At 62.3% G+C, this 26,967-nt stretch carries 28 protein-coding genes, 1 tRNA gene and 1 pseudogene; 17 read left to right on the plus strand and 13 right to left on the minus strand.

Translation table 11 applies throughout. The features are described from left to right. The first annotated feature begins 62 nt into the window (after nt 1–62). From PJL15_RS20200 to PJL15_RS20225, 6 genes are all read left to right on the plus strand, one after another. Nucleotides 63–911, plus strand: coding sequence for a phage holin family protein (locus PJL15_RS20200; RefSeq protein ID WP_281452924.1), 849 nt, complete (start codon nt 63–65; stop codon nt 909–911). 45 nt (nt 912–956) lie between these two features. After that, nucleotides 957–1,580, plus strand: coding sequence for a CDP-alcohol phosphatidyltransferase family protein (locus PJL15_RS20205; protein WP_281452925.1), 624 nt, complete (start codon nt 957–959; stop codon nt 1,578–1,580). Continuing rightward, nucleotides 1,580–2,491 carry a DMT family transporter gene (locus PJL15_RS20210; RefSeq protein ID WP_281452926.1) on the plus strand — a complete coding sequence of 304 codons (912 nt, stop codon included), beginning with the start codon at nt 1,580–1,582 and terminating at the stop codon, nt 2,489–2,491. The genes PJL15_RS20205 and PJL15_RS20210 overlap by 1 nt, the downstream gene beginning before the upstream one ends. A gap of 101 nt (nt 2,492–2,592) precedes the next feature. Then, nucleotides 2,593–3,789: a glycosyltransferase gene (locus tag PJL15_RS20215; protein WP_281452927.1), complete on the plus strand. Its 1,197-nt coding sequence runs from the start codon at nt 2,593–2,595 to the stop codon at nt 3,787–3,789. 85 nt (nt 3,790–3,874) lie between these two features. After that, nucleotides 3,875–3,948 (plus strand) — tRNA-Ile (locus PJL15_RS20220). A 198-nt stretch (nt 3,949–4,146) separates the two neighbouring features. Next, entirely contained in the window at nt 4,147–5,337 is a 1,191-nt protein-coding gene (locus tag PJL15_RS20225) for an acyl-CoA dehydrogenase family protein (RefSeq protein WP_281452928.1), read from the plus strand. A gap of 40 nt (nt 5,338–5,377) precedes the next feature. Here the strand turns inward: PJL15_RS20225 and PJL15_RS20230 are convergent, their stop codons facing one another. Further along, nucleotides 5,378–5,872, minus strand: coding sequence for a M23 family metallopeptidase (locus PJL15_RS20230; RefSeq protein WP_281452929.1), 495 nt, complete (start codon nt 5,870–5,872; stop codon nt 5,378–5,380). A gap of 407 nt (nt 5,873–6,279) precedes the next feature. On the opposite strand from PJL15_RS20230, the gene rpsB reads away from it, so the two are divergent. The 6 genes from rpsB (at nt 6,280) to PJL15_RS20260 (ending at nt 11,180) form a co-directional block, all read left to right on the plus strand. Then, nucleotides 6,280–7,149: a 30S ribosomal protein S2 gene (gene rpsB / locus PJL15_RS20235; RefSeq protein WP_281452930.1), complete on the plus strand. Its 870-nt coding sequence runs from the start codon at nt 6,280–6,282 to the stop codon at nt 7,147–7,149. A 121-nt stretch (nt 7,150–7,270) separates the two neighbouring features. Next, on the plus strand, nt 7,271–8,107 hold the full coding sequence (gene tsf / locus PJL15_RS20240) for a translation elongation factor Ts (protein ID WP_026541489.1): 837 nt from the start codon (nt 7,271–7,273) through the stop codon (nt 8,105–8,107). Nucleotides 8,108–8,228: 121 nt separating this feature from the next. After that, on the plus strand, nt 8,229–8,966 hold the full coding sequence (gene pyrH / locus PJL15_RS20245) for a UMP kinase (protein ID WP_018777485.1): 738 nt from the start codon (nt 8,229–8,231) through the stop codon (nt 8,964–8,966). 116 nt (nt 8,967–9,082) lie between these two features. Further along, the gene (gene frr, locus PJL15_RS20250) at nt 9,083–9,640 is read left to right on the plus strand and encodes a ribosome recycling factor (RefSeq protein WP_018777486.1); all 558 of its coding nucleotides are present in this window, start codon (nt 9,083–9,085) and stop codon (nt 9,638–9,640) included. Continuing rightward, nucleotides 9,640–10,575, plus strand: a complete 936-nt coding sequence (locus PJL15_RS20255; protein WP_281452931.1) for a phosphatidate cytidylyltransferase — start codon at nt 9,640–9,642, stop codon at nt 10,573–10,575. The genes frr and PJL15_RS20255 overlap by 1 nt, the downstream gene beginning before the upstream one ends. A gap of 20 nt (nt 10,576–10,595) precedes the next feature. Next, nucleotides 10,596–11,180: a DivIVA domain-containing protein gene (locus PJL15_RS20260; protein WP_281452932.1), complete on the plus strand. Its 585-nt coding sequence runs from the start codon at nt 10,596–10,598 to the stop codon at nt 11,178–11,180. A 13-nt stretch (nt 11,181–11,193) separates the two neighbouring features. Here PJL15_RS20260 and PJL15_RS20265 read toward each other — a convergent pair whose 3' ends face one another. From PJL15_RS20265 to PJL15_RS20285, 5 genes are read right to left on the minus strand one after another with little or no spacing between them, the layout of a single operon-like run. Next, complete coding sequence (locus PJL15_RS20265) at nt 11,194–11,895, minus strand: hypothetical protein (protein ID WP_281452933.1); 702 nt, start codon at nt 11,893–11,895, stop codon at nt 11,194–11,196. A gap of 42 nt (nt 11,896–11,937) precedes the next feature. Then, nucleotides 11,938–13,404, minus strand: coding sequence for a cation acetate symporter (locus PJL15_RS20270; RefSeq protein WP_281452934.1), 1,467 nt, complete (start codon nt 13,402–13,404; stop codon nt 11,938–11,940). Then, complete coding sequence (locus tag PJL15_RS20275) at nt 13,401–13,763, minus strand: hypothetical protein (RefSeq protein WP_281452935.1); 363 nt, start codon at nt 13,761–13,763, stop codon at nt 13,401–13,403. The genes PJL15_RS20270 and PJL15_RS20275 overlap by 4 nt, the downstream gene beginning before the upstream one ends. After that, a complete protein-coding gene (locus PJL15_RS20280) occupies nt 13,760–14,479 on the minus strand; it encodes a LytR/AlgR family response regulator transcription factor (RefSeq protein WP_281452936.1) in 720 nt (239 codons plus the stop codon). Before PJL15_RS20280 ends, PJL15_RS20275 begins: the two co-directional genes overlap by 4 nt. A 21-nt stretch (nt 14,480–14,500) precedes the next feature. Next, on the minus strand, nt 14,501–15,691 hold the full coding sequence (locus PJL15_RS20285) for a sensor histidine kinase (RefSeq protein WP_281452948.1): 1,191 nt from the start codon (nt 15,689–15,691) through the stop codon (nt 14,501–14,503). 239 nt (nt 15,692–15,930) lie between these two features. Here PJL15_RS20285 and PJL15_RS20290 point away from each other — a divergent pair, with 239 nt between their 5' ends. Then, on the plus strand, nt 15,931–16,311 hold the full coding sequence (locus tag PJL15_RS20290; RefSeq protein ID WP_281452937.1) for a DUF485 domain-containing protein: 381 nt from the start codon (nt 15,931–15,933) through the stop codon (nt 16,309–16,311). After that, nucleotides 16,308–17,927 (plus strand): solute symporter family protein, encoded by a 1,620-nt coding sequence (locus tag PJL15_RS20295; protein ID WP_281452938.1) that lies wholly within the window; start codon nt 16,308–16,310, stop codon nt 17,925–17,927. Before PJL15_RS20290 ends, PJL15_RS20295 begins: the two co-directional genes overlap by 4 nt. Nucleotides 17,928–17,990: 63 nt before the next feature. Here PJL15_RS20295 and PJL15_RS20300 read toward each other — a convergent pair whose 3' ends face one another. From PJL15_RS20300 to PJL15_RS20320, 5 genes are all read right to left on the minus strand, one after another. Continuing rightward, complete coding sequence (locus PJL15_RS20300) at nt 17,991–19,010, minus strand: PHP domain-containing protein (protein ID WP_281452939.1); 1,020 nt, start codon at nt 19,008–19,010, stop codon at nt 17,991–17,993. Between the two features lie 78 nt (nt 19,011–19,088). Beyond that, nucleotides 19,089–19,694 (minus strand): hypothetical protein, encoded by a 606-nt coding sequence (locus tag PJL15_RS20305; protein ID WP_281452940.1) that lies wholly within the window; start codon nt 19,692–19,694, stop codon nt 19,089–19,091. Nucleotides 19,695–19,818: 124 nt separating this feature from the next. Further along, nucleotides 19,819–20,226: a DUF4383 domain-containing protein gene (locus PJL15_RS20310; protein ID WP_281452941.1), complete on the minus strand. Its 408-nt coding sequence runs from the start codon at nt 20,224–20,226 to the stop codon at nt 19,819–19,821. Between the two features lie 131 nt (nt 20,227–20,357). Further along, nucleotides 20,358–21,143, minus strand: coding sequence for a hypothetical protein (locus PJL15_RS20315; RefSeq protein ID WP_281452942.1), 786 nt, complete (start codon nt 21,141–21,143; stop codon nt 20,358–20,360). 145 nt (nt 21,144–21,288) lie between these two features. After that, nucleotides 21,289–21,759 carry an Lrp/AsnC family transcriptional regulator gene (locus PJL15_RS20320; RefSeq protein ID WP_281452943.1) on the minus strand — a complete coding sequence of 157 codons (471 nt, stop codon included), beginning with the start codon at nt 21,757–21,759 and terminating at the stop codon, nt 21,289–21,291. A gap of 195 nt (nt 21,760–21,954) precedes the next feature. On the opposite strand from PJL15_RS20320, the gene pdhA reads away from it, so the two are divergent. Genes pdhA through PJL15_RS20335 form a run of 3 tightly spaced genes read left to right on the plus strand, consistent with a single transcriptional unit; the run spans nt 21,955 to nt 25,522 of the window. Then, nucleotides 21,955–23,124, plus strand: coding sequence for a pyruvate dehydrogenase (acetyl-transferring) E1 component subunit alpha (gene pdhA / locus PJL15_RS20325; RefSeq protein ID WP_281452944.1), 1,170 nt, complete (start codon nt 21,955–21,957; stop codon nt 23,122–23,124). Next, entirely contained in the window at nt 23,124–24,134 is a 1,011-nt protein-coding gene (locus PJL15_RS20330; RefSeq protein WP_281452945.1) for an alpha-ketoacid dehydrogenase subunit beta, read from the plus strand. Before pdhA ends, PJL15_RS20330 begins: the two co-directional genes overlap by 1 nt. Next, nucleotides 24,131–25,522 carry a dihydrolipoamide acetyltransferase family protein gene (locus tag PJL15_RS20335; protein WP_281452946.1) on the plus strand — a complete coding sequence of 464 codons (1,392 nt, stop codon included), beginning with the start codon at nt 24,131–24,133 and terminating at the stop codon, nt 25,520–25,522. Before PJL15_RS20330 ends, PJL15_RS20335 begins: the two co-directional genes overlap by 4 nt. A gap of 92 nt (nt 25,523–25,614) precedes the next feature. On the opposite strand, the gene PJL15_RS20340 is transcribed toward PJL15_RS20335, so the two are convergent. Then, nucleotides 25,615–26,487, minus strand: a complete 873-nt coding sequence (locus tag PJL15_RS20340) for an NAD-dependent epimerase/dehydratase family protein (RefSeq protein WP_281452947.1) — start codon at nt 26,485–26,487, stop codon at nt 25,615–25,617. A 274-nt stretch (nt 26,488–26,761) separates the two neighbouring features. After that, nucleotides 26,762–26,967 (minus strand): annotated as a pseudogene (locus tag PJL15_RS20345) (HNH endonuclease signature motif containing protein); the annotation flags it as partial.

Genomic DNA, 26,967 nt, shown 5'->3' on the forward strand with positions numbered 1-26,967 from the left:
GGCGATCGTTTCCGCTGCGTTCGCCCGACACGATGCCCAGAGGAAGCAGTTAGGCGGAACCCATGAGTGGACGTCACACCGGCCGGACCAGTCAAGGACCAGCCATACGTACTTTGCCGAAGACCCTCAAGCTCGTTGCACGCTTGGCACCACGGCAAATCAATGATGAGATCGCCCTTGCCAAGGTCGAACTCAAGCGCAAGGCAACGCAGGTAGGAGTCGCCGGCGCGTTTTTCGGCGTCGCCCTTGTTTTCCTTGCCTTGCTGGTGATCGCACTGGTGGTCGCAGCCATTCTGGGCCTGGCCACCATCATGCCCGGCTGGCTCGCAGCGCTGGTTGTGTCGGCGTTCTTCCTGGTGGTTGTGGCCATCGCGTCCCTGATAGGCATTGCCAAATTCAAGAAGGCCATGCCCTTGGTCCCCGAAGACACCATCCGGGGCATCAAGCACGATCTCGGGATTGCCAAGGAAGGCTCCGGGTTCGATGAGTCGATCCTGGATCCGAATTCGCCCGCGGCCAAGGCCGAGAAGGCCCGGAAGGAAGCCGCAGCTGAAAAGGCAAAGGCTGAAAAGGCCGCCAAGGAAGCTGCCAAGGAAGCCGATGCCGTCAAGGCGCCCACAGAAGCGGAGCTTCGCTCCCGCCTGAAGAAGCGTCGTGAGCACCTTACCGGGGTGCGCGATGAGCTGGGCGAACAACTGGACGTCAAGAAGCAGGGCCAGGCATTGCTGGACAGTGCCAACAGCAAGTTCCAGGAAGGCCGGGAATTCGCCGCCGCAAAGATTGCCGACCTCGGTGATTCCGTCCCCGAAAGCCTCACCGGGCGGATGGCTGCGCATTGGAAGGACCTCGCGGCGTTCGCCACCGCCGCAGTTGTCTTCGTGGTTGCACTGCGGAAGCTGCTGAAGAAGTAGCAGCTTTCTGCGGCGCCGGATACTGAAGACGAGGAAGGGGGACACATGAGGCTGATCGGTGCTGGTTCGCACCCCGACCGTCCACAGGTGGACCATGACCTCATCTTCACCGTTCCCAATATCCTGACCGTCCTTCGTTTCATGGGCGTGCCCTTGTTTGTCTGGCTGGTGCTTTCGGAACAGGAGTACGGTTTCGCGGTCCTGGTGCTGGTCATCATGGGAAGCACGGACTGGGTGGATGGCTACGTTGCCAGGCGTTTCAACCAGACCTCAAAGTTGGGCAGGATCCTGGATCCACTGGCCGACCGTGCCGCCCTGCTGGCCGTAGCGTTCACGCTGGTGATTGCCGGCGTCGTGCAGTGGTGGTACTTGGCCGCCTTGCTGGTTCCGGATGCGATCCTGGCGATCGCGTCGTTGGTCTATTTCCGCAGCCACCCGGATCTTCCGGTCAGCATCATCGGCAAGATCCGAACCGCGCTGCTGCTGGTGGGTACGCCACTGCTTGTCCTGTCCAAGCTGCCAATTCCCTTTACCGGGGTGTATTTCGTGGCGGCGTGGACGTTCCTCGGCCTGGGGCTGGTGGGACACTGGATCGCGGCATACAACTACTACTGGGCCATCCTGCGTAAAGGAAAAGAATTGAAAACCGACGACGGCGGACACGGCTGATGGTCTGGTTGGCGGTTTTCCTCGCGGTACTTGGCGCTTTCTTCCTCGCCATCGGAGCCCAGCGGCAGGGCAGCGCGGTGAAAGCCGATACGGGTGGCCTGGCCCTGAGCTCGAATGGATTCCTGCGCCTGCTGCGCAACCCCCGGTGGATGCTGGGATTGCTGTTCCTGGCTTTGGGAATGGTGATGAACGCCATTGCCTTGGTGTCCGCGCCCCTGACCGTTGTGCAGCCAATCGGGGCCATCGCATTGGTCATCACCACCGTGGTCAACGCCAAGGACCAGGGACTGAGCATCAACCGGGCAACCGTGGTGGCCATCAGTGCCTGCGTTACAGGTTCGGCGCTGTTTGTGCTGCTGGCCGTCTTCGTGACCCAGGAAAACCACCACGTCAGCGCTGACGATGAACTGACGATCGTCCTTCTCCTGGCCCTGGCGGTCGGTATTTTCGGGACGCTGGCCGTCTTGTTCAAACACCGTATGAGCGCCTTCATCTACATCCTTGGCGCCGGTGTCCTGTTTGGCTTTGTCGCCGTGCTCACACGGATCATCGGCAAGCATTTGCTGGATCCCAATGGCCTGTTCCTGCTCAACGTGCAGTGGTACACGCTGATCGCCATCGCGGCGGCCGGCGGCCTGGGGTCATGGTTCGTGCAGAGCGCCTACTCGGGCGGCCCTCCGGACCTGGTCATCGCCGGACTGACCGTGATTGACCCCATGGTGGGCATCGCGATCGGCATCATTATTCTTGGTGAGCTTCGTCCCGATGTCCACGCCGTCATGGCAATCGCCATGGCTGCGGCCGCTTCCCTTGCTATCGTGGGTGTTATTGCCCTGAGCCGGCACCATCCGGAAGTCACCAAGCGCAAGAAGGACGCGAAGGCGGCTGCCAGCCGGAAGGCCCAGGGCTGAGCTTTACCTTGCGCCACCGCTTTTGCGGTCGGCAAACCGGCGACACCGCAGCGTTGCCACAAGCAACGCTGTCCGCACCGTGACCATCAGGAGTTCTCCACGTGACCATTCCCGACACCAACAAGCCCCTCACCATCCTGATTGCAGCGGACACCTACCCGCCGCACGTCAACGGCGCTGCCCAATTCGGCTACCGCCTGGCCAAGGGGATGACGGCGCGCGGACACAACGTCCACGTGTTGGCCTGCCGTCCGGACTCGGGCAAGAGCTACACGGAATTCCGCGACGAAGCCACCGTCCACCGCCTGCGTTCCCACGGCGTCTTCACCCACGAATACTTCCGCATTTGCTTCCCGTGGGAAATTAAGAAGGAAATCAGCCTGCTGTTCGACAAAGTGCAGCCTGACGTAGTGCATATCCAAAGCCACTACATGATTGGCGAGCACGTCCTGTACGAGGCCGTGAAGCGCGGCATCAGGATCATTGCCACCAACCACTTCATGCCGGAGAACCTGAACCCGTTCCTTCCGTTCCCGCAGTGGTTCAAGGACATCGTGGGGCGCATCTCCTGGAAGGACATGGGCAAGGTCATGGGCCAGGCGGACGTTGTCACAACGCCCACGCCGCTGGCCGCCAAGGCGATGCACCAGCACGCTTTCCTGCGCAAAGTCCTTCCTTTGTCCAACGGAATCGACTCCTCGGCCTATGAGCTCCACCCCGGCGAAGTGATTGAGCCGCACAGCAACCCGACGGTCCTTTTTGCAGGGCGCTTGGCCGAAGAGAAGCACATCAACGTGCTGATCGACGCCGTGGCAAAAACATCCCGGGACTTGAACGTGCATTTGGAAATTGTTGGCGGCGGAGAAGTGCGCCCAGCGCTGGAAGCCCAGGTTGCCAGGCTTGGACTGGGGGACCGGGTCAGGTTCCTGGGGCTCGCAAGCGACGAAGAGCTGCGTGAGGCCTACATCAAGGCCGATATTTTCTGCATGCCCGGCACGGCTGAACTCCAGTCCCTGGTGACATTGGAAGCCATGTCCGCCTCCACCCCCGTTCTGCTGGCCGATGCCATGGCCTTGCCGCACCTTGTCCGTGAAGGGGAAAACGGGTACCTCTTCACGCCCAACGACAGCACCGAGCTCGCAGCGAAGATCACCAAGCTGGTGCAGCTGCCCAAGCACGAGCTCGAAGCCATGGGGAAGATGAGCCGGGAAATGGTGGAGCCGCACAGCATCAACGGCACGCTCCAGACCTTTGAGGACCTCTACCGCGGTGCCTCCTACGAGGACATGGTGGTGTGACCGCAGCACTCCTTTTTAGCTATTAGTATTGCTAGAGTGCTTTGCCCCGAACGGCTGTTTCACGATGGTTTGTTCAGGGCATCACGGGGCTATAGCTCAGCTGGTTAGAGCGCGGGACTCATAATCCTAAGGTCCTCGGTTCAAGTCCGAGTAGCCCTACACAACCAGGATCCCCCTTGCCGACGCAATGTTGGCAGGGGGGATTTTTGCGTTGCGGGAGGTTCGTTGATGAGGTATGTTACTGATCAGTAACTTACTACTCGCCGGTAACTTGGCTGCCCGCTGACTCCAGGGTCGCTGCGCAGTCCTTCCGGGACCTTGATGTGGTCGCAGGCGACCACCCTTGAAGGAGCGAATATGTCCAACACTGCTTTCGACGCCAGCAACCTTCCCTACGCCGACGGCGACTTCTATGCCTTTGAGCAGCTGCTGACAGGCAAAGAGCAGGACCGGCTGGCGGAGGTTCGGGAGTTCCTTGCCCGCGAGGTCACGCCGATCGCGGTGGACTGCTGGAACCGCGGCGAATTCCCCATGGACCTTATTCCCAAGCTTGGCGAGCTGGACCTTGTCAGCCCGGTGCGGCGCCAGGGCTACTCCAACCTCTTCGCAGGCATGCTCCATGCTGAGGTAACCCGTGCTGATGCATCCATCGCCACTTTCATGGGTGTCCACGACGGGCTCTTCACGGGCTCCATTGAAGCCCTCGCATCCCAGGAGCAGAAGGATGCGTGGCTCCCTGACATCTACTCCCTGAAGAAGATCGGCGCCTTTGGACTGACCGAACCCCTGGGTGGTTCGGATGTGGCCGGCGGAACCCGCACCACTGCCCGGCGCGATGGCGACACCTGGATCCTCAATGGCGCCAAGCGTTGGATCGGCAACGCCACCTTCTCGGACTGGGTAGTGATCTATGCCAAGGATGTTGCCGACAATCAGGTGAAGGCCTTCCTCGTGGACACCACTTTGCCGGGCTACTCGGCCAGCAAGATCGAGAACAAGATCTCCCTCCGCACCGTGCAGAACGCGGACATCACCCTGGACAACGTAGTGGTGCCCGACTTCTTCAAGTTGGCCAACGGCAACAGCTTCCGGGATACCAACAAGGTCCTTAAGGTCACTCGCCTGGCCGTCGCGTGGCAAGCAGTCGGCCTTCAGATGGCCGCTTTCGATGTAGCACGCAGCTACGCCGTTGAGCGCCAGCAGTTCGGCCGTCCCTTGGCCGCATTCCAGCTTGTGCAGAACCAGTTGGTCCAGATCCTGGGCAATACAGTTGCTTCGATGGGCATGATGGTGCGGTTGGCCCAGCTCGAGGACGCCGGCGTTGCCAAGGACGAGCAGTCGGCCCTGGCGAAGGCTTTCACTACGGCCCGCATGCGCGAGAGCGTTGCCCTGGGGCGAAGCATCCTTGGTGGAAACGGCATCGTGACCGACTACGGCATGGCCAAGATCTTCTCCGATGCAGAGGCCATCTACTCCTACGAGGGCACTCATGAGATCAACACGTTGGTGACCGGGCGGGCCATCACGGGCGTTTCCGCCATCGTCTAGAAACGCGGTCATCTAGAAACACGATCGTCCAGGCGCACGATCATTCCAACGGCAGCAGGACAGAGGGCCGCAAGTCGGCCACGAAACCGAGTGGATTGACGTACTCATCGCCGCGCCGCACGCCCCAGTGCAGGCACATTGTGCCCCCGCAGTGGCCCGGCTGCAGCGTTCCGATGGTTTGGCCTTTGACCACCCGGTCACCTTGCTTGAGATCGCTGGCGACGGGTTCGAAACTGCTCTTGAGTCCGTCGCCGTGATCGATGGTCAGGACAGGGCGGTCAACCACGACGCCGGCAAAGGTCACCACGCCGTCGGACGGTGCGGTGACCCTTCCGGCGTCGGGCGTTGGGCCCAGGTCCACGCCACGATGCCCACTGAGCCATGGCTTATCCGGAGGGTCGAACGTCCGCAGGACGCCCGGTTTGGGCGAGAGGGGCCAGCTCCACCGTCCCTGGGGAGCAGGCGCCGTGAGGCCTGGTCCGGACAGGAGGTTGAGGGCAATGACCAAGGATGTTGCCAGCTTCAGGAAGGACATGGACCAAGCCAACCTTTCCTGGTGGTTCCGGGGCTACTGCGGGAAGTCCGTATGTGGAAAACCGGGGGTGATGGGCGGTCTGTGGGCCGGGATCGCTGTAGTACACTTGGTGGAGCAGTTTGCTGTGCCCTCAAGCTTGTTCAGGAACGTGTCTCATTCAGATATGTGGGGGTCCCAGGCTGACTACGCGTATCCAGCCCTCCTCCAGCGAAGCCCATGGCTTCAGGCTGTGGAGGATTGTGCCTCTTGCGGTCCGGCGGAGCCCTTGGTTCCCTCCGGATGAGAAGCGCAATGGATGCCAGGAGCCGCGCCCGTCCGGGCAAAGGCTAAACAACCGTCAACTATTGGCAGGGTAAGAGCAGCCCCATGGGCTCTCTCATGAATGACCTGCCGGAAGGAGCGTCGGCATGCCCGTCGTAACCATGCGCCAGCTGCTTGACAGCGGCGTCCACTTTGGACACCAGACCCGTCGTTGGAACCCGAAGATGAAGCGCTTCATCTTCACGGAGCGCAACGGCATCTACATCATTGACCTCCAGCAGTCGCTGTCCTACATCGACCGCGCCTACGAGTTCGTCAAGGCTACTGTCGCCCACGGCGGCACCGTCCTGTTCGTCGGCACCAAGAAGCAGGCTCAGGAAGCAATTGCCGAGCAGGCTACCCGTGTTGGCCAGCCGTACGTCAACCAGCGTTGGTTGGGCGGTATGCTCACCAACTTCCAGACCGTCGCCAAGCGTATCCAGCGCATGAAGGAACTCGAAGAGATCAACTTCGACGACGTCGCCGGCTCCGCTTACACCAAGAAGGAGCTCCTGCTCCTCAAGCGCGAACTCACCAAGCTCGAGTCCAACCTCGGCGGTATCCGCAACCTGACCAAGGCTCCCTCGGTCCTGTGGGTTGTTGACACCAAGAAGGAACACCTTGCTGTTGACGAAGCCAAGAAGCTGAACATCCCGGTTGTTGCCATCCTGGACACCAACTGCGATCCCGACGAAGTTGACTTCCCGATCCCGGGTAACGACGACGCCATCCGCTCCGTCAACCTGCTCACCCGCGTTGTTGCCGACGCCGTAGCTGAGGGCCTCATCGCCCGCAACCAGCGCGCAACGGGCACCACCGAAGCTCCGGAAGAGCCGCTGGCCGAGTGGGAGCGCGAGCTCCTCGAAGGCAGCAAGGCCGAAGAAGCAGCAGCAGCTGAGGCTCCGGCCGCAGAAGCTCCGGCAGCTGAGGCTCCCGTTGCAACCGAAGCTGCAGCAGGCGAAGCCGAAGCCAAGTAAATCTGGACCTTTCCCGGTACCGGTAACGGCGTCGGGGACAACTGACAGGATGGCGGCTCACTTGGTGGGCTGCCGTCCTTCAGTTACGTAAACACATAAATTTCTAGACAGAGGGGTTCACATGGCGAACTACACTGCTGCTGACATCAAGGCCCTGCGCGAGCGCACCGGCGCCGGCATGATGGACGTCAAGAAGGCTCTTGACGAAGCCAACGGTGACGCTGAGAAGGCCATCGAGATCATCCGCATCAAGGGCCTGAAGGGTGCTACCAAGCGCGAAGGCCGTTCCACCGCTGAAGGCCTGGTTGCTGCCAAGGTCAACGGTGGCGTTGGCGTAATGATCGAGGTCAACTGCGAGACTGACTTCGTGGCCAAGGCCGACAAGTTCATCCAGCTGGCTGACAAGGTCCTCAACGTTGCAGTCGAGTCCGGCGCTGCCGACCTCGAGACCCTGCTGGCCACCGAGGTCGACGGCAAGCCGTTGTCCGAGGTTGTCGTCGAAGAGGGCGCTGTCCTCGGCGAAAAGGTTGTCGTCCGTCGCATCTCCCGCGTTGAGGGCACCACGGTTGACGCTTACCTGCACAAGACGTCCAAGGACCTCCCGGCCCAGGTTGGCGTTCTGTTCGCTGTTGACGGTGAAGGCGAAGCCGCTGCAACCGCCGCACACGACATCGCTGTCCACGTTGCAGCCATGGCTCCGAACTACCTGACCCGCGACGACGTCCCGGCCGAGCTGGTCGAGTCCGAGCGCCGCATCGCCGAAGAGACCGCCAAGGCTGAAGGCAAGCCCGAAGCTGCTCTTTCGAAGATCGTGGAAGGCCGCGTGACCGGCTTCTACAAGGGTGAAGTTCTGGTTGACCAGGCATTCGCCAAGGATTCCAAGAAGACTGTTGCACAGGTCCTCGAAGAAGCCGGCGTCAAGGCAACTGCAGTAACCCGTTTCCGCGTCGGAAACTAGTAATTCGTGAAAAGGGGTGGTCACTTCGGTGGCCGCCCCTTTTTCATGCACGCGTCCGGATAGTACCTGCGCGGACCCACAGCACGATAATCTAGCCAGAGTCCACCAACGGGAAGGCACCATGGAAACCGTCAACACTGCAATCCAGCCCGAGAAGACCCGCCGACGTGTACTTCTGAAACTTTCCGGCGAGGTCATCGGCGGAGGCAAGCTCGGCGTCGATCCAGAGACCGTCCGGGCCATCGCCAAGCAGATCGCGGCAGGCGTCGCAGATGTGGAAGTAGCGATCGTTGTTGGCGGAGGCAACTTCTTCCGCGGCGCTGAACTGTCCCAGAGCGGCATGGACCGCTCCCGCGCCGACTACATGGGCATGCTGGGCACTGTGATGAACTGCCTCGCGCTCCAGGACTTCCTGGAACAGGCCGGCGTGGAAACGCGGGTCCAGAGTGCCATCACCATGGGCCAGGTAGCCGAGGCCTACATTCCCCGCCGCGCAATCCGCCACATGGAAAAGGGCCGCGTGGTCATTTTCGGTGCGGGTGCCGGCCTGCCCTACTTCTCCACCGACACTGTGGCAGCCCAGCGTGCCCTGGAAGTCCACGCCGACGTAGTCCTCATGGCCAAGAGTGGTGTGGACGGCGTCTACACGGCGGACCCCAAGAAGGATCCCACCGCTGAGAAGCTCGATGTCCTCAGCTACGACGACGCCCTCCGGCGTGACATCCGCGTCATGGACCAGACAGCCATGACCATGTGCAAGGACAACAACCTCTCCATGGTGGTGTTCGGCATGGAAGGCGAAGGCAATGTCACCCGGGCGATCCTTGGCGAAACGCTGGGAACCCTTGTAACTCCCTAGCAAGGGCTAGGATATTTCCAGAACCATCCGCCCCTGGTGGCGGATCTTTACTGTGCATTTCTTTACCGTGCATTGCCGCCTGCAGTTGGGCAGCAACTATTTCTGAGGAGAAACCCGTGATCGAAGAGACCTTACTCGAAGCCGGCGAGAAGATGGACAAAGCCGTCGAAGTAGCCAAGGACGATTTCGCCACGATCCGTACGGGCCGGGCCAACCCCGGTCTCTACAACAAGGTCATCGTCGAGTACTACGGCACGCCAACGCCGCTCCAGCAGCTGGCGTCCTTCGGTGTCCCCGATGCCCGCACCATCCTGATCACGCCTTACGACAAGACCGCGCTGCGTGACATCGAAAAGGCCCTAAGCGACTCCGAGGTTGGAGCGAACCCCTCCAACGACGGCAACGTCATTCGCGTCACCATCCCGGAGCTCACCAAAGAGCGCCGCAAGGAATACGTGAAGATCGTCAAGGGCAAGGGGGAGGACGCCAAGGTCTCCATCCGCAGCATCCGCCGCAAGGCAAAGGACACCCTGGACAAGCTCGTCAAGGACGGCGAAGCCGGTGAAGACGAGGGTTCACGCGCTGAGAAGGAGCTCGACGCCCTGACCAAGCAGCACGTCGACAGCATCGACGAGCTGCTCAAGCGCAAGGAAGCCGAGCTGCTCGAGGTCTGATGAGCCAGGCTGAGCCGGCGCCCGCTGAACGGGTCCCGACACGCGATACCCCCAAGCGCACCCGGCGCGTGCGGGCGAATCCCACGCCCAAGGCCGGACGTAACCTCCCGGCGGCGATCGGCGTCGGCCTTGCCATGCTGCTGGCCGTCTTGGGAGGGCTGCTGTTCCTCCCGCTGGGATTCGTCCTGCTCACCACGGCCTTCGCGGTCCTGGGTGTGTGGGAGGTTTTCCGGGCCCTTGAAGCCCAGGGCACCAGGATGCCGATTGTCCCAGTGATGGTCGGCAGCCTGGTAATGCCGGTTTCGGCCTACTTCGGCGGTCTTGAAGGCTTGCTGTTCACCATGACAGCCAGCTCCGTGGCGGTGCTGCTCTGGCGCTCCATCGAAAGTGCAGCGGGAGCACCGCGCAGTGTCTTCGCAGGGGTTTTTACCTTGGCGTGGATTCCGTTCCTGATCAGCTTCGCTGCGTTGCCACTCCATGCCACCGGTGGCGCAACGCCCGTGGGCTTCTGGCCGCACGGAATCCCCGACGGCGCGTGGCAGATCGCTTCGATGCTGCTGCTGGTGGTGTCCAATGACACTTTCGGCTACATCGTGGGTGCCTCGTTCGGCAAGCACCCGATGGCGCCCAAGATCAGTCCCAAGAAGTCCTGGGAGGGCTTCGCGGGATCGGTCGGCGGGGCCATGGTGATTGGTGTCCTGGCCTGCATCTTCCTGCTGGACAGGCCTTGGTGGATTGGTTTGATCCTGGCTGTCGGAATGGTTGCGGCGGCAACGGCGGGAGATCTTGCCGAGTCCATGGTCAAGAGGGAACTTGGCGTCAAGGACATGAGCAGTATCCTGCCCGGCCACGGGGGCGTGATGGATCGCCTGGACTCCATCGTGTTCGCGGCCCCTGTGGCCTATGTTTTGTTCGCGCTGCTGAGCGGCGTTTGACAACCAATGAAGGAAAAATAGTGGCCTTGGATATTCGACGCCAGATCCCCGCGACGTTCGACCGCGTGGAACGCAGCAAATACGGCTATAACGCCAAGCAAGTTGACGAGTTCCTCCAGCGGGCGAGGACATCATTCGAGAACCCTGTTGGTGCCGCTGACCAGGTGGCCAGCGTTGATGTCCGAGAGGTGGCCTTCGACCCCGTCAAGGGCGGTTATGACGCCCACAGCGTCGATGCGGCGCTGGACCGCCTGGAGGACGCCTTCGCCCGCCGCGAGCGGGATGACCTGATCAGCCAGCAGGGCGAAGAAGCCTGGCTGCGCCAGATCGGTAAGTTGTCGGGGATTCTCCGTGGCAGGCTGCACAGGCCCGACGGCGAACGGTTCCGCCGCCCTTCGCGCAAGCGCGCGCGCAGTTACAACGTCCAGGATGTCGATGCCCTGTGCGTCGAGCTGATCGGTTACCTGGAGAACGACCAGCCGCTGAGCGTGGACACCGTTCGACGTGCCGTGTTCCGGGCGGCGAAGGGTGAAGAGGGATACGAAGAAGCCCAAGTGGACGCTTTCCTGGCCCGGGTCGTTGAGCTCATGGCGGCCATCGACTAAAGGGGCGGGGCCATCAAGCCTGCGGGGGAGTGGGCGAGATCGGCGGGTTCTTGTTCCACACGTCCAGGTAGCGTCGATGCCCACGGACCAACGACGTTCCAAAAAAGCCAAGTGCGGCAAGGACGGCAACAGGAACGGCCGCCAGGGCGGGTAACCCGGCGGTCAACAGCGCTGAGCCGAGAAGCAAGGCGATAAGTGCCGAGTTCACGAAACCCATGAACACCATGCTGCTGCCGGCAACCTGGCTGAAATCGGTCCGCCTGCCCAGGAAGTAGTACGTCTGCTTGGCTCCTGTTTCGTCGTCGTGGTGCCCTGCCATGAGGTAGCGGGCGATACCCGGATCCAGGTCAATGTAGGCAGCACGCAGCTGGTTCATGGCCAGGACATACATCATGTCCTCCATACCAACGCTCATCACCCTGATATGCGTCAGCAGGCCCACCACCAGGTCAATGCACAGAATGGTCAGTGCGAAGGCCCTGAAGGCATCCGAAAATTGAGTGGCATTACCCACCAGCGCCACACTCAGCAGGCTGGCCGAGGTAAAAGTCAGGAACATGCTGATGCGGGTGAGGACTTCCCCCTGCGTGGTGCTTCGCGAGGCGAGCAGGCTCCAGTGCTCGGTGGCCAGCAATTGCGCACGGACGCTCGCTGAGGGCTCTGCCGGGCTGGCCGTGGGCGGCTCCGGGCTAGCCGCTTTGGGTTCCTCGGACATGGCGACATTGTCCTCCCAGGCCGCGTCGCGGACAACAGGTTGCTACCGTTCGGTGGCTACCGGCCGCTCGGGCACATGCAGCCGGGACATCACGCGGTTCACTGAAGACGGCACGCGGTTCTTGGTCAGGAGGGATGCGGCCACCGTTACAGTGAACGCCGCCGGAACGCTCCAGGCTGCAGGTTGGGCCAGCCAGGCGGGCGCGTTCGCGGCACCCAGGAGGGCACCCATCACCATGGCGCCGCCACATAGCAGCGCGCCCGTGACCATTCCCGCGATGGCTCCGACATCCGTCAGCCCCCGCCACCAGATACCCAGCAGCAGCACGGGGCAGATGGTTGACGCGGTGAAGGCGAACACCAGGCCAACACTCCCTGCCAAAGCCAGGGTGTCCGTCATGAAAGCAAAACCCAAAGGCACGACGGCGGCCATCACCGCTGCGAGGCGGAACCCCCTGACGCTTCCGCCGAACAGGTCCTGGCTGATGACGCCGGACAAGGACACCACCAACCCCGACGTGGTGGACAGGAACGCGGCAAAGGCGCCGGCTACCACCAGGGCTGACAACAGGTCACCTGCCATTCCGCCGATCAACTTGCCGGGGAGAAGCAGGACCAGGGCGTCGGCCTGTCCGGTGAGGGCGAGCCCGGGCGCGAACATCCGTCCCAGGGCCCCGGACACAGTGGGAAAGAGATAGAAGACCGAGAGCAGCCCCAGCACGATCAACGTGGTTCGGCGGGCAGATTGGCCATCCGGGTTGGTATAGAACCGAACCAGCACATGCGGCAGGCCAAGGGTTCCGAACAGCAAGGCCACCAGGAGCGAAATATGTTGATACGCACCCGCTGCCGCCTGCCCGGTGGGATTGATCGGCAGGGTAGCCTGCGGTGGCGTGCCGTTCGCTGAAAGCACCAGCAGGATGAACACCACCGGCACTGCCAGGGCCGTCAGTTTCAGCCAATATTGGAAGGCCTGGACAAAGGTGATGGACCGCATGCCACCTGCCACCACCGTGAGGCACACAACCGCCACGACCGCCGTCGAACCTACCCACGACGGCAAGCCGGTGGTGATCCGGATGGTGAGCGCAGCGCCATGCAATTGGGGGACGATGTACAGCCAGCCCACGGCCACCACCACCAGGCTGGTGACGCGACGCACCACCGCGGAGTCCAGCCGCGCTTCGGTGAAGTCAGGGATGGTGTAGGCGCCGGAGCGGCGCAAGGGCGCAGCCACGAACAACAACAGCATCAGGTAGCCGGCTGTGTACCCCACAGGGAACCAGAGGGCGTCGGTGCCGGAGAGCAGGATAAGTCCGGCCACACCGAGGAAGCTTGCCGCGGAGAGATATTCACCTCCAATGGCGGATGCATTCCACCACGGTGGGACGGTCCGTGAGGCCACATAGAAGTCGCTGGTGGTCCTTGAGACCCGCAACCCGTAGAAGCCGATGACCGCCGTCGCAAGTGAAACGGCAAGGAACGCGAACAGGCCGACGGCCGGGTTCACTTGTCCTCCACCAGATCCTGGTATCGGGCCTCATTCCGCGCCGCTGCCCGGTTGTAAAGCCAGGCGCTCAAGCCGATGACCGGGTAGATCCCCACACCCAAAGTCAGCCAATCCAGGGGAATGCCGAACACCCGGGTCCCTGCCACTCCGGGTCCGTACACGAGGATCGTTGCAAACACGGCCAGGATGATGAGGAATCCGCAGGCCACCACCAACGCGAGCCGCAATTGGGAGCGGATGAGGGAGCGTACAAAAATCCGGCCGGCGTCCGAGTCCTCGGCTGCCTCCTGGGTGTGCAGCACCCGGGAGGAAGTGGGCGCCGCAGACTGGCGTGGTGCTGTAACGCGGACGCGGGTCATGCCTGTGGCCGGATGCGGGTGGATTGCAGTTTGTCCCTGACGGAGGGCAGATGCCGCCTGCTGATCGGTAACTCCGCACCTGAAACTGCCACGCTCGGAGCCGTAGTGGAGAGCTTCAGGTGCTGCACGTGGTTCAGAGCGATCAAGTATGAACGATGGATCCGGATGAATCCCGCCTCCGCCCACTTTTGTTCAAGGTCGGTAAGGGAAACCCGGATGAGGTAACTGGCTTCGGCCGTGTGCAACCGTGCGTAGTCGCCTTGTGCCTGGACGTAGGTGACATCGTCCCGGCGGATCATCCGGGTGGTGCTGCCCAGGTCAACGGTGATCATTTCCGGCGCGGGAGTGCCGTCCTTGATGAGTTCACGGATCCGGTCCACCGAACGCGCCAGCCGCTCCGCCCGGAGCGGCTTGAGCAGATAGTCGACGGCGGCGAGGTCGAAGGCTTCCAAGGCGCAGTCCTCGTCCGCAGTGACAAAAACGACGGCGGGCGGGCTGCTGCTGCGGGAAATGGCGCGGGCGATGTCCAAACCCGAAAGGGCGGGCATGTGGATGTCCAGGAAGACGGCGTCCACGGACTCGGTTTCCAGCTTGCGCAGGGCCTCCGTTCCGGAGGCCGCACGATGGATGGCGCCAATCCGCGCGTCACGTCCGAGGAGAAAGGCGAGTTCTTCCACCGCGGGCAGTTCGTCATCAGCGACGAGCACGTTGATCATGATTAAAGACTAACCGCCACCTCAGGTGTCGTGTCCGGGCTGGGATTTGGGAACCCGCATGGTGATCAGGGTGCCTTCGCCTGGAGCGGTGTCGATCACCAGGCCGTGCTCATCTCCGTAGACCTGCCGCAGGCGGGCATCAACGTTACGCAGGCCCACATGGTCGCCGTCGGTATGCCCGGCGAGGACCGACCGCAGGTGCTCCGGATCAATGCCCACGCCGTCGTCCTCTATGGTGACTTCAGCGAACGCCCCGGAATCGTTGGCGCAAATGGTGATATGTCCCGGACCTTCCTTCGCCTCCAGACCGTGACGGACCGCGTTCTCCACCAAGGGTTGGAGGCTGAGGAACGGGATGACGGTGCTCAGGACTTCAGGCGCAATCCGCAGGCTGACCTGGACGCGTTCGCCAAAACGTGCCCGCTCCAGCAGGAGATAACGGTCGATGCACCGCAGCTCCTCCGCCACGGTGGTGAAGTCGCCGTGCCGGCGGAAGGAGTACCTGGTGAAGTCAGCGAACTCCACCACGAGCTCCCTGGCCCTGGCCGGATCGGTGTTGATGAAGGAAGCGATGGCGTTCAGTGAGTTGTAGATGAAGTGCGGGCTGATCTGGGCCCGCAAAGCCCGGACTTCGGCTTCCATCAGCAGGGTCCGTGAGGCTTCCAGTTCCGCCAGTTCCAGTTGTGCTGCGATCCAATCCGCCACCTCGCTGGTAGCCCGCACCAGTCCGGCTCCGGCGGCAGGTGCCAAGGCGGCAACCGAACCAACCACCCTCGACCCGGCCCTGATCGGGGCTATGACAGCACTGAATTCGTGCCCGGCCTTGTTGGTGGAGCCACCTACGTGGGGCACCACGGCTGTTCGCCCGGTGGCCAGGACTTCGGCAGCGAGTCCCATCAGCGAGGGGCGGAGTTCCTCTGCCGCACCATCCCAGGCAAGCACCGAGTTGGTGTCGGTCATGGCGAAAGCATCGCAGCCGAGCAGCACGCGCAACTGCCTGCTGGCTTTGGCTGCCCCGGCCGGCTGTAGGCCTCCGCGGAGGTGCTGGCCGGCCCGCGATGCTGCATGGAGTGTGTTGTAGGTGGCGCGTTCGGCGTCGGTGCCAAGATCACGAAAGGAGCGGATCACCTTGAGTCCAACGCCAACGACGACGGCGACCGCCAACACGATCACGGCGATGGCGGCGGCGGTGAAAAGCGGGGAGTCGGGCATACGGCCAGCGTAGCCAATGCACGGGATGTAAGCGGCGTCGGCTTCTGCTTCTTTCTGTTCCACCGCAGGTCTGTTCCACCGTCGGCTTCGGTTTCCACCGTTTGGCGCAGTGGTGCAGCCGTTGGGCGATGGCCTGTGGTGAACCTCTGGAAGGGAGGTCGGAGAGCATTCGATAGTGATTGCAGTCACATCAGCCGCGCGTGGGAGCTGACGTGGACTCATCACAACCAGGAGGAACCATGGGTAATGAGGCCCAACCCCAGGACGCAACGGCGTCCGTGGACTTCCAGGAAGTCCAGCAGACGGAACGGTTCAGGACGCTGCGCAAGCGGCATCGCAGCTTTGTCTTTCCCATGGCAGTGATCTTTCTGCTCTGGTATTTCGCGTACGTTCTTCTGGCCGACTACGCCGTCGCCTTCATGTCCACCAAGGTCTGGGGCAACATCAACATCGGCCTGATCCTGGGCCTGCTCCAGTTCGTCACCACTTTCGGTATCACGGCCTGGTACGTGAGCTACTCCAACAGGAAGCTGGATCCCATCGCGGCCGAAATCCGCAACGAGATCGAAGGCCACGAATTCGACAAGGGCGGCAACGTGATCCGCGGAGGAGCCAAATGAACGCCATCATGGTCCCGGCAGTCGAAGTTGCTGCCCTGAAAGACACCACGCTGCTGAACATGGGCATCTTCGCACTTTTCGTCGCAGTCACCATGGTGATCGTGTTCCGGGCCAGCCGGAACAACAAGACAGCCGCGGACTACTACGCGGCCGGCCGATCCTTTACCGGATCCCAGAACGGCACTGCCATCGCAGGCGACTACCTTTCGGCGGCGTCGTTCCTGGGCATCACCGGTGCCATTGCCATCAACGGCTATGACGGTTTCCTGTACTCGATCGGCTTCCTGGTTGCCTGGCTGGTAGCACTGCTGCTGGTGGCCGAACTGCTTCGCAACACCGGCAAGTTCACCATGGCCGATGTCCTGTCCTTCCGGTTGCGGCAACGTCCCGTGCGGATAGCGGCGGCACTTTCCACCCTCGCCGTCTGCTTCTTCTACCTCCTCGCCCAGATGGCCGGCGCAGGCAGCCTGATCTCGCTCCTGTTGGGCATCAGCGACTGGGGAGGACAAGCCCTGGTGATCATCGTCGTCGGCGCTTTGATGATCATGTACGTGCTCATCGGTGGCATGAAAGGCACCACCTGGGTACAGATCATCAAAGCCATCCTGCTGATCGCAGGCGCCGCGGTCATGACGGCCATGGTGCTGGCGATCTACGGTTTCAATCTGTCCAACCTGCTGGGATCCGCAGCGGAGGCCGCCAACAACCCGAACGTCCTCAACCCGGGCCTGCAGTACGGCAAGACCGAAACATCCAAGCTCGACTTCATGTCACTGGGCCTTGCCCTGGTCCTGGGGACTGCGGCCCTGCCCCACGTCCTCATGCGCTTCTACACTGTCCCCACGGCCAAGGAAGCGCGGAAGTCGGTGGTCTGGGCCATCTGGCTGATTGGTTTGTTCTACCTCTTCACCCTCGTCCTGGGTTACGGGGCCGCAGCCTTGGTGGGTGCCGAAACCATCAAGTCGGCCCCCGGTGGCGTGAACTCCGCCGCGCCGTTGCTGGCATTCCACCTTGGTGGGCCCCTCCTGCTGGGATTCATTTCAGCAGTGGCCTTCGCTACCATCCTTGCGGTGGTGGCCGGCCTGACAATCACCGCGGCAGCATCCTTTGCCCACGACATCTACGCGAACGTCATCTCCAAGGGCAAAGCGGATGCCGGCACTGAGGTGAAGGTGGCCCGGCGTACGGTAGTGGTCATCGGTGTCCTCGCCATCCTGGGCGGCATCTTCGCCAACGGTCAGAATGTGGCCTTCCTGGTGGCGCTCGCCTTCGCTGTCGCAGCCTCGGCGAACCTGCCCACCATTGTGTATTCACTCTTCTGGAAGAAGTTCACCACCCAGGGCGCAGTATGGAGCATGTACGGTGGCCTGGCGGCGGCCATCCTGCTGATCACTTTCTCGCCCGTTGTCTCCGGTGCAAAGACATCCATGATTCCCGGCGCCAACTTCGCCTTCTTCCCGCTGAGCAACCCGGGCATCGTCTCCATCCCGCTGGCGTTCTTCCTGGGCTGGCTCGGAACCGTGCTGGACAAGCGGCGCGAGGATCCGGCCAAGCAGGCGGAAATGGAAGTGCGTTCGCTGACCGGTATCGGTGCTGAGAAGGCCGTGAACCACTAAGTCGCTGACAAAAAAGCTTCCCCGGAAACTTATTAGTTTCCGGGGAAGCCTTTTTTGCGTGGGTCACTTCTTCAGGCTGAGCCACTCTTTGAGTTGTTCCAGGGGCCACGTGGTCACGATCCGCTCTGTGGGCACCCCCAGTGCCTCAGCCCGCTGGGCGCCATACTGCAGGAAGTCGAGTTGGCCTGGAGCGTGGGCGTCGCTGTCGATGCTGAACAAGCATCCGGCGTCGAGGGCCAGCTTGATCAGGTCATCCGGCGGGTCCTGCCGTTCCGGGCGGGAATTGATTTCGACGGCGACGCCCCACTCGGCACACTCCTTGAACACTTTGGGGGCGTCGAATTCCGACTGGGGACGGGTGCCCCGGGAACCTTGGACGAGCCGACCGGTGCAATGGCCCAGGACATTGGTGTGGGGATCGCTGATTCCTCCCAGCATCCTCGCGGTCATGGTCTTCTTGTCGGAGCGAAGCTTGGAGTGGACGCTGGCCACAACGACATCAAGCTTGTCCAGCATCGCTTTGGTCTGGTCCAGCGTGCCGTCCTCCAGGATGTCCACCTCGATGCCTTTGAGCAGGCGGAAACCGTCGGACGAGGAATTGATGCTGTCCACTACGGCGAGCTGCTCTTCCAGCCGTTCGACGCTAAGGCCGTTGGCGATGGTGAGGTTGGGGGAGTGGTCGGTCAAGGCCAGGTATTCGCGGCCGAGTGTGCGGGCTGCCGCCACCATGGCTTCGATGGGCGAGCCGCCGTCGGACCAGTTGCTGTGGCTGTGAATGTCGCCGCGCAACGCTGACCTGAGCGTGTCGCCGCCGGAAGCCAGAGCTTGAGTGCCTTTGTCGCGGAGGTCGGCCAGGTAATCGGGAACCCGGTCCTCCAAGGCCTGGGTGATGACCTCTGCGCTGCGGTTTCCTACGCCTTTAAGGCTGGTGATCCTGCCGTTTCCGACCAACCTGGCGAGCTCTTCGGGTGGAAGTTTCCTGACGGCGTCGGCCGCCTTGCGGAAGGCTTGGACCTTGAACGTGGGGGCTTGGCTGCGTTCCAGCCAGAAGGAAATTTCGTCGAGCGCCTCAATGGGATCCATGGCTCCATGATCCACGAACCAGGCGCACCATCAACAGTGGGCACTGTGTCGATGGTGCGCCGGCCCGATGGCCACCGCCTAGTGGTGGTGGCCCGGATCCAGGGCGGGATTGGAGCCCTGGCCGTTTTCCCCGGTAGGGGCCTGCCCGTGTTCACCGTGGGGTACTGCGTGCTGCCCGGCCATCGATGCTGCCAGTCCGGGGGTAGCGACTGAAGCAACAACGACGGCGGCTCCGAACGCGGCTGCCAGAAGCCGCCCAGTCCTTGGCTGGCCGTGGGCGCCGCCGTCGTTGGTCTTGTGTTGCCGCCTGAGCCAACCCGCTCCGGCAAGTGCCATGAGGGTCAGGCCGAGGGCGGCAAAGTGGCTCACATCAAGGGAGCGCTGGGTGGTGACCCCGGCAGCCATGACTGCGACGTGCGCAGCGGCTGCCACCGCGAGGGCCGGAAGGGCGTAGCGGGCGAGGACGAGGGCGTTGCGATGCAACCCCCACAGCGACCAGGCCAGGAAAGCCAGGCCGGCTGCGAGGGTTGCAACGCCGGCGGCAACCATGCCGGCCGTGGAGGATCCAACTCCGGCGAGGTAGCCGGCGGCCAGGGAAAGCTCAACCATTCCTGCCGCCATGGCAGCGAAATAGACGTACAGCAAGACTGCTGCCCTCAGCGTGGGTTGGTTTACGCGATCCATGGCCGGTGCCGTCCTTGTCTTCATCGTCCTCGTGTTCATCGTCCGTGTCCTCATCGTCCTTGCCGTCCGGAGCCAGAGGCTCCGGACGGGGTGGTCCGGGTGCGGGGATTTGCCTATCCGGGGATCAGGCGCGGGCGGAAGCTACGGCAGCCTTGTCCTGTGACAACGCGACGCCAAGCAGCACCACGGCGCTGGCAAGGTGCAGAACGTTGTCCGCACCGTTCAGGGCGATGATGTTCAGCGAGCTGCCGACGAGGAATAGGCCGAGGATACCGACCAGCAGGTAGACACCGCCAACTGCGGTGTTCACCGACTTGGACGGCGTGACACCGTTCATGCCGGCGAAGAGGAGGGCTGCGCCAATGGCCAAGTGGATGATGTTGTGAAGCGGATTCACAGCGAAAATGATCAGGTTGGCACCCTCGGTGGCGAAGAAGCCGATTCCCGAGGTGACGAAGAATCCGAGCACGCCTACCAAGAGGTAAACGGCTCCGAAGATGGTGGCGATCAAGCGATTGGGCGAAGTACGCATTGGTCCGAGCCTTCCGGTGATGGCCGGGTTTACCGGCCTACCTGCTGAGTCCCGGTCGGGACTCTCAAGCAGTGATTCGGATCATGCGTTTGCGTGGATGGGTGGGTCGGCGGAATATTTTTCCAACCCGGCTAGGGGCGGAGGCGGATACTGCTCATTTTGAGGTCGTTTGTGCCCTCGAAGACGTACTGGAGATCGATGGTCTTTCCGTCGCATTGCAAGGTTCCTGCGAGGTTGGCTTTGTTGTTGCCATTGTCCGAATTGACGCTGACGGAGTTGTAGTTCGGCTTGCAGGAGCTGTCCAACTCCAGGCTGGCGATGCCGTCCACAAACGACTGCTTGTCCAGTTCATCCTTGAGCGGCTGGCCGAGGTAGTTGTCGTAGGCCTTTTCGCTTTGCCCCGTGACCACCAGATTGGTGAACTCATCCGCCAGCGACCGTGCCTTGGACGTGGCATTGCCAACCACATTGACCAGGATGAGGACCCCCACCACCGCGAGCACGATAACTCCGGCCACGATGCCCAGGACGATCCAGAGGACTTTGCGGTTCTTACGGGGAGGCTGTTGACCGTACGGGCCTGGTTGGTACTGGTTTTGTTGGTTCTGGCCCTGCGGGTAGGGGTTTTGCTGGTACTGGTCACTTTGGTATTGGCCCGGTGACGGGTACTGCGGGTTTCCACCCTGGGAAGAAGCGGACGACGGCGGCTGTTGCCACTGCGGAGGCGCACCGTTCTGCGGGGGAGGCCCGGGTTGTGGGGAGTACCCGGGCTGTGCAGGGTACCCCGGCTGTGGAGAGTACCCGGGACCCGGCGGAACTGGAGGCGGGTTCTGGCCGGGTTGGTACTCGCCGGGTTGGTTCGGGCCTGGTTGGTTTTGCCCCGGCTCGTTGTGGCCCGGTTCTTGCGGGTTGCTCACGGTAGTCCCCTCTCGGCAGCCTTGGCAGCGCCACCACCTGGCCGGGATCCTCTGCGCGGCCCCCGGTGCGTCCTCTTGAATCAAAGCGCATCCCAGCTTCCGTGGGCAAGGGGCATCGCCGCACAGTCGCAGGGAAAGCTGTGCCTCAAGCTCCTGCGCGGCGTCCCAGGAGGGGCTGCACACGATAGGGAATCATTTCCCGCATGGCCAGGGCAGTGTCTGTCCGGTCCACTCCGTCGCATCCGAGGATCTTTCCGTTGATGCGGTAAAGGTCTTCCGCATCCAGGGCAACAACCCGTAGCAAGAGGTCTGCGGAGCCCGTGAGACCGAAGCCTTCCAGGATCTCCGGAATGTCTGCGAGGTCCTGTGCCAAGGAGGCAAGCTTCTGCTGCTGCACATGGACAGTAATGAACGCGGTCAGGGGATAGCCGAGGGCTACAGGGTTGATTCTCCGCTCAAAGGAAAGGAAGGCGTGCTTCTTCTCGAGCTGGGCCATGCGCGCCTGCACGGTATTTCTGGACAAGCCGAGCTTCTGGGCAAGGGCAACCACGGTACCGCGCGGGTCCTTTGCCATCGCGGAAAGAAGCCGGGTGTCAGTGCCATCCAAGGGTTGCATAATGCGCAAGATTAGCACGCCGCGACCATCCAAAATAGTGCAGAATGCTCAACTTCTTTGAAGGTAGTTGTACCCGATGCCTTCTGTGAGTAGGGTCACAATTAACTCCGGCGAAGGTGCCGGAGGGCCGGCCTGCGGCAGGATCACGAGTCTTGCCGGCGCCGACGAAAACGAGCCGGAAGGTTGCGATCACCTGTGTTGACGGATCAGGCGGGCAAGGGAGCACGTAACGATGCTCCAAGCCGCGAACTAAGTGCACAAAATTCCTTGCGGACTGGCGGCGATCTGCTCCAGTTGGTGTCCCCGGACGGCGAGCGCATCAGCCATCCTGAATTCGATGTCTGGGTCAAGGATGTCGGCGATGAGCAGTTGTGCGCCCTGTATGAGGACATGACCGTCATCCGCCGTATCGATGCAGAAGCCACGGCACTACAGCGGCAGGGCGAGCTGGCCCTCTGGCCGCCACTCCTCGGCCAGGAAGCAGCCCAAATAGGTTCCAGCCGTTCGTTGCGTGACGACGACTTTGTCTTCCCCAGCTACCGTGAAAGCGGAGTGGCTTACATCCGCGGCGCCCATCTTTCCGAGATCGCGCGGGTGTGGCGCGGCAATGCCTCCTATGGCTGGGACCCGCTGCGGATCAACCTGGCAACTCCCCAGATCATTATCGGTTCCCAGAGCCTGCACGCCACCGGTTACGCCATGGGTGTGCAGCTGGACGGCGCCAACACTGCGGTCCTTGCGTATTTCGGCGACGGCGCGACCAGCGAAGGTGACGTCAACGAGGCCATGGTGTTCGCAGCCAGCTACCAGGCTCCTGTTGTGTTCTTCTGCCAGAACAACCACTGGGCCATTTCAGAACCTGTCCGTATCCAGTCGCACGTCCAGTTGGCTGACCGGCCCACCGGATTCGGCATCCCCAGTATGCGCGTGGACGGCAACGACGTCCTGGCGGTCATGGCAGCCACCCGGGTAGCACTTGATCGGGCCCGCAAGGGCGGGGGACCAACCTTCATCGAAGCTGTCACCTACCGCATGGGTCCGCACACCACAGCGGACGACCCCACGCGTTACCGTGATCCCATCGAGCTGGAGGATTGGGCTGCCAAAGATCCCATTCTTAGGCTCCGGAAGCTCCTGGAGGCGAAGGGCCTGCTCACGGACGACGTGGAAGCACAGGTCAAGGCCAAGGCTGACGCCGTGGCCGCGGAGCTTCGCTCCAGCTGCATCGGTATGGCGGATCCGCAGCCGTTGGACGTTTTCAACCACGTCTACAGCACGCCGAACTCCTGGATCGAGCGCCAGAAGGACCACTACTCCCGCTACTTGAACAGTTTCAACCAGCCAGTCGAGGAAGGTGCGCTCTGATGTCCAAGCTCACGTTTGCCAGGGCCATCAATGCAGGCCTCCGTAAGTCGCTGGAAAATGATCCCAAAGTGGTTTTGATGGGCGAAGACATTGGCTCACTCGGCGGCGTCTTCCGGGTGACCGATGGCCTGCAGAAGGATTTCGGCGTGCACCGCGTGATCGATTCGCCGTTAGCCGAGTCCGGCATTATCGGTACTGCTGTTGGACTGGCCTACCGTGGATACCGTCCCGTGTGTGAGATCCAGTTCGACGGTTTCATCTACCCTGCGTTCGACCAGATCGTCAGCCAGGTAGCCAAGATGCATTACCGCACGCAAGGGCGGGTCAAGATGCCCATCACCATCAGGGTTCCCTTCGGCGGCGGCATCGGATCACCTGAACACCACTCCGAGTCACCCGAAGCCTATTTCACCCACACCTCGGGCCTGCGCGTGGTTGCAGTTTCCAACCCGCAGGACGCCTACACGATGATCCAGCAGGCCATCGCATCGGATGACCCCGTGCTCTATTTCGAGCCCAAGCGGCGCTACCACGACAAGGGTGATGTGGATGAGTCGATCGACCTCGCCAATGCACTGCCGCTGGACAAGGCCGCGGTGGTGAACTCCGGCTCCGACGTCACGCTGGTGGCCTACGGTCCGCTGGTCAAGACCGCCAAGGATGCTGCCATGGCGGCGGCCGATGAAGGTATTTCCGTGGAGGTGGTTGACCTCCGTTCGCTGGCCCCCGTGGATTACCCGGTAGTGGAAGCCTCCGTCCGCAAGACCGGACGGCTCGTGATCACCCATGAGGCCGGGCAATCCGGTGGCCTTGGCGCGGAGATCGCAGCCAGCATCACTGAACGCTGCTTCAACTACCTTGAGGCGGCTCCCGTGCGCATTACCGGATTCGACGTTCCGTACCCGTACTCCAAGCTCGAAATGCACCACCTGCCGGATCTTGACAGGATCCTCGACGGCGTGGACCGCGCCCTCGGCCGCCCAAACTCCCTGAGTGGACTGGAAGGATGACCGCCACCATGATCAAGGAATTCAGGCTCCCGGACCTCGGTGAGGGACTGACTGAATCGGAAATCCTGAGTTGGAAAGTGGCGGTGGGGGACACCGTCACGCTGAACCAGGTCATCGCCGAGGTTGAAACAGCCAAAGCCGTGGTGGAGTTACCCTCACCCTTCGCTGGAACCGTAGCGGCCCTTCACGAGCAGCCGGGAACGGTAGTAGAGGTCGGAAAGCCGATCGTCTCCTTCGAAGTTGACGACGCCGGAACCTCCAACGGGGCCGCCGCGTCCGCCGCTGGTGACCGGTCCGCCGTCGAGACTTCGGTTAAAGGCGCGCCAGCCGCTGGGGTGGTGGAGGCGGTGGGGAGCCCCGCCAAACGCGAGCCAAACCTGGTTGGCTATGGCGCCGTCGTCGAACACACCGGTCGACCCACACGACGTGCCCGTGGGCAGATGCAGGACGTGAAGGCCGCAGAGCCGCAGGCTGTTCCGATCGCCGAACCCGCCGTTGTGCGCCAACCAGAGGCTGAAGTCCATGAGCGTCCCCGCTCCACGCCTCCGGTGCGCAAACTGGCCAGGGATCTGGGCATTGATTTGGAACTCGTTCCGGGAACCGGTCCAGGCGGACTCATCACCCGTGAGGATGTGCAGAGCTTCACCGGAGCGGTTGAAGCGACTGCGTCCCCCGTTGCCCAGGAAGGGCGTGAAACGCGCACGCCCATCAAGGGTGTCCGTAAGTTCACAGCCGCTGCCATGGTGGAAAGTGCCTTCACAGCGCCGCATGTGACGGAATTCCTCACGGTGGACGTCACGGCAACCATGGAACTGCTGGCCAGGCTCAAGGGCAACAGGGCGTTCGAGGGTTACAAGCTGACGCCGCTGACCATAGCGGCCAAAGCGGTCTTGGTGGCACTGCGGAACAACCCGACGCTGAACTCACGTTGGGACGAGGCGAGCCAGGAAATCGTCCAGTTCAACTATGTGAATCTTGGGATCGCCGCCGCGACGCCGCGTGGCCTGACCGTTCCGAACATCAAGGACGCGGACCGGCTGACGCTTAGGGAGCTTTCCGCCGCATTGACCGAACTGACCGATACCGCACGTGCCGGCAAGACGTCGCCGTCGGACCTGTCCGGCGGGACGATCTCCATCACCAATATCGGCGTGTTCGGGATCGACGCTGGCACTCCCATCCTCAATCCGGGCGAAGCCGCGATTGTGGCCCTGGGCGCTGTGAGGAAAGCTCCGTGGGTGGTGAATGATGAACTGGCCGTGCGGCAGGTCATGTCCCTGAGCCTGTCGTTCGACCACCGCCTGGTGGACGGGGAACAGGGTTCCCGGTTCCTCGCGGATCTTGGCGCCATCCTGGCCGACCCAGCCATGGTCATGACCATGATCTAGTCCCGCAAACTGCGACGGCCCATCCCTTTACGAGTGCTTGCAGGAAACTGCAGCCAAGGGGTGGGCCGTTGCGCGTGCGCGGGCAGCGGGTGTCAGTCCTCGGTGGGCGTGGTCTTGTTCGAGTGGACGCTGCGCCAGGTGTGCACCGGCTCGAAGCCCAGCAGTCTGCGCGCCTTATCGATGGACAGCATGGTCTCATGCTCGCCCAGTTCCTTGAGGACCTCGACGCCGGGGAAGACTTCCGCAGCCAGCTCGGCGCTGCTTCGGCTCATCACGGTGTCGGCGGCGGCGATGATGAACGCTTCGAATCCCGGTTCCCCGTGCTCCAGCGCCCGCACGACTGCCTGTGCCCCGTCCCGGGCGTCGATATAGCCCCAGAGGTTCCATTTGCGCAGGGTGGCGTCGGAGTCGAAGGAAGGGAAGGCATCGTAGTCCTCAGGATCCATGACGTTCGAGAAACGCAGTGCCATGATGCTCAGCTCCGGGTCCCAGCGCGTCAGCTGAATAGCCATTTGTTCCTCAAGGTGCTTGACCAGCGAGTACGTGCTCTCCGGCCGCGCAGCGTACTCCTCATCCACCGGGATGTAGGGAGGGGCGATGTCGAAGGGCAGGCCCAGCACTGTCTCGCTGGATGCGTAGACCACCTTCTTGATGCCGGCCCGCCGTGCCGCTTGGAACACGTTATAGGTGGACACCATGTTGTTCTCGAACGTCGCCGCGTCCGGTGCAAGCCCTGGCGCCGGAATGGCTGCCAAGTGAACGATGGCGTCCAAACCGCTGTGTTGGTCATCCAGGCCAAGGATGACATCCAGCACCTGGCCGTAGTTTCGGAGGTCAACGTTGACGTAGCCCCGACCGCGAGTGCCCGCGCGGTCCAGGTTGAGGACCAGGTGGCCATCTTGGGTGAGCCGCCGAACCACGCTCTTGCCCAATTTTCCGCTTCCACCGGTGACGGCAATCCTCATGGTGCTCTCCTTGATAGTGACTGGTTGCCAGTGGCTAGTGGCTAGTGGCTGCTTGCTGGGCCTGCCCGCAGAACGTCGCGGGGGCTTCAGTTTGGGTTCGCTTTTCAGCCTAAAGGGCACGACTGCTCAGCACACCCCTTCAGGCAGGTCCTGTGAGTCCTAGGAAAATCGGAACGACCCAAGGGCATCCCAGCGGCGACGAGCGTATTTCGATGGAGTTCCCTTCAGCAGCTGAGCGCTAAATTCCCGGGGCGCAATGACCACACAGCAGTGCTTATGTTTTGGGTGGGGTGTGGTGGTGGTTGCGGCGTGGTGTTTGATGGGGGTCGATGTGTGGTGGGGGGATGAACCATGGGGTGCCGGTTTCCATGGTGATGCGCCATTGTTCTTTGTGGATGAGGTGGTGGTGGTGGGAGCAGAGGAGGGTGCCGTTGTTGGTTCCTGTGGTGCCTTGGTGTGACCAGTAGGTGATGTGGTGGG

Origin of the sequence: Paenarthrobacter nitroguajacolicus (assembly GCF_029952445.1) — a bacterium.
GTDB lineage: Bacteria > Actinomycetota > Actinomycetes > Actinomycetales > Micrococcaceae > Arthrobacter > Arthrobacter nitroguajacolicus_B.

Coding starts and splice junctions, on each gene's coding strand:
- PJL15_RS20320 (WP_281452943.1), bottom strand. CDS start 21,759: ATGCAACCCTTGGATGGCACTGACACCCGGCTTCTTTCCGCGATGGCA.
- PJL15_RS20330 (WP_281452945.1), top strand. CDS start 23,124: ATGTCCAAGCTCACGTTTGCCAGGGCCATCAATGCAGGCCTCCGTAAG.
- PJL15_RS20205 (WP_281452925.1), top strand. CDS start 957: ATGAGGCTGATCGGTGCTGGTTCGCACCCCGACCGTCCACAGGTGGAC.
- PJL15_RS20305 (WP_281452940.1), bottom strand. CDS start 19,694: ATGGATCGCGTAAACCAACCCACGCTGAGGGCAGCAGTCTTGCTGTAC.
- PJL15_RS20200 (WP_281452924.1), top strand. CDS start 63: ATGAGTGGACGTCACACCGGCCGGACCAGTCAAGGACCAGCCATACGT.
- PJL15_RS20275 (WP_281452935.1), bottom strand. CDS start 13,763: ATGACCCGCGTCCGCGTTACAGCACCACGCCAGTCTGCGGCGCCCACT.
- PJL15_RS20335 (WP_281452946.1), top strand. CDS start 24,131: ATGACCGCCACCATGATCAAGGAATTCAGGCTCCCGGACCTCGGTGAG.
- PJL15_RS20300 (WP_281452939.1), bottom strand. CDS start 19,010: ATGGATCCCATTGAGGCGCTCGACGAAATTTCCTTCTGGCTGGAACGC.
- PJL15_RS20290 (WP_281452937.1), top strand. CDS start 15,931: ATGGGTAATGAGGCCCAACCCCAGGACGCAACGGCGTCCGTGGACTTC.
- PJL15_RS20230 (WP_281452929.1), bottom strand. CDS start 5,872: ATGTCCTTCCTGAAGCTGGCAACATCCTTGGTCATTGCCCTCAACCTC.
- tsf (WP_026541489.1), top strand. CDS start 7,271: ATGGCGAACTACACTGCTGCTGACATCAAGGCCCTGCGCGAGCGCACC.
- PJL15_RS20225 (WP_281452928.1), top strand. CDS start 4,147: ATGTCCAACACTGCTTTCGACGCCAGCAACCTTCCCTACGCCGACGGC.
- PJL15_RS20295 (WP_281452938.1), top strand. CDS start 16,308: ATGAACGCCATCATGGTCCCGGCAGTCGAAGTTGCTGCCCTGAAAGAC.
- PJL15_RS20310 (WP_281452941.1), bottom strand. CDS start 20,226: ATGCGTACTTCGCCCAATCGCTTGATCGCCACCATCTTCGGAGCCGTT.
- rpsB (WP_281452930.1), top strand. CDS start 6,280: ATGCCCGTCGTAACCATGCGCCAGCTGCTTGACAGCGGCGTCCACTTT.
- PJL15_RS20265 (WP_281452933.1), bottom strand. CDS start 11,895: ATGTCCGAGGAACCCAAAGCGGCTAGCCCGGAGCCGCCCACGGCCAGC.
- PJL15_RS20340 (WP_281452947.1), bottom strand. CDS start 26,487: ATGAGGATTGCCGTCACCGGTGGAAGCGGAAAATTGGGCAAGAGCGTG.
- PJL15_RS20285 (WP_281452948.1), bottom strand. CDS start 15,691: ATGCCCGACTCCCCGCTTTTCACCGCCGCCGCCATCGCCGTGATCGTG.
- pyrH (WP_018777485.1), top strand. CDS start 8,229: ATGGAAACCGTCAACACTGCAATCCAGCCCGAGAAGACCCGCCGACGT.
- PJL15_RS20255 (WP_281452931.1), top strand. CDS start 9,640: ATGAGCCAGGCTGAGCCGGCGCCCGCTGAACGGGTCCCGACACGCGAT.
- PJL15_RS20210 (WP_281452926.1), top strand. CDS start 1,580: ATGGTCTGGTTGGCGGTTTTCCTCGCGGTACTTGGCGCTTTCTTCCTC.
- PJL15_RS20280 (WP_281452936.1), bottom strand. CDS start 14,479: ATGATCAACGTGCTCGTCGCTGATGACGAACTGCCCGCGGTGGAAGAA.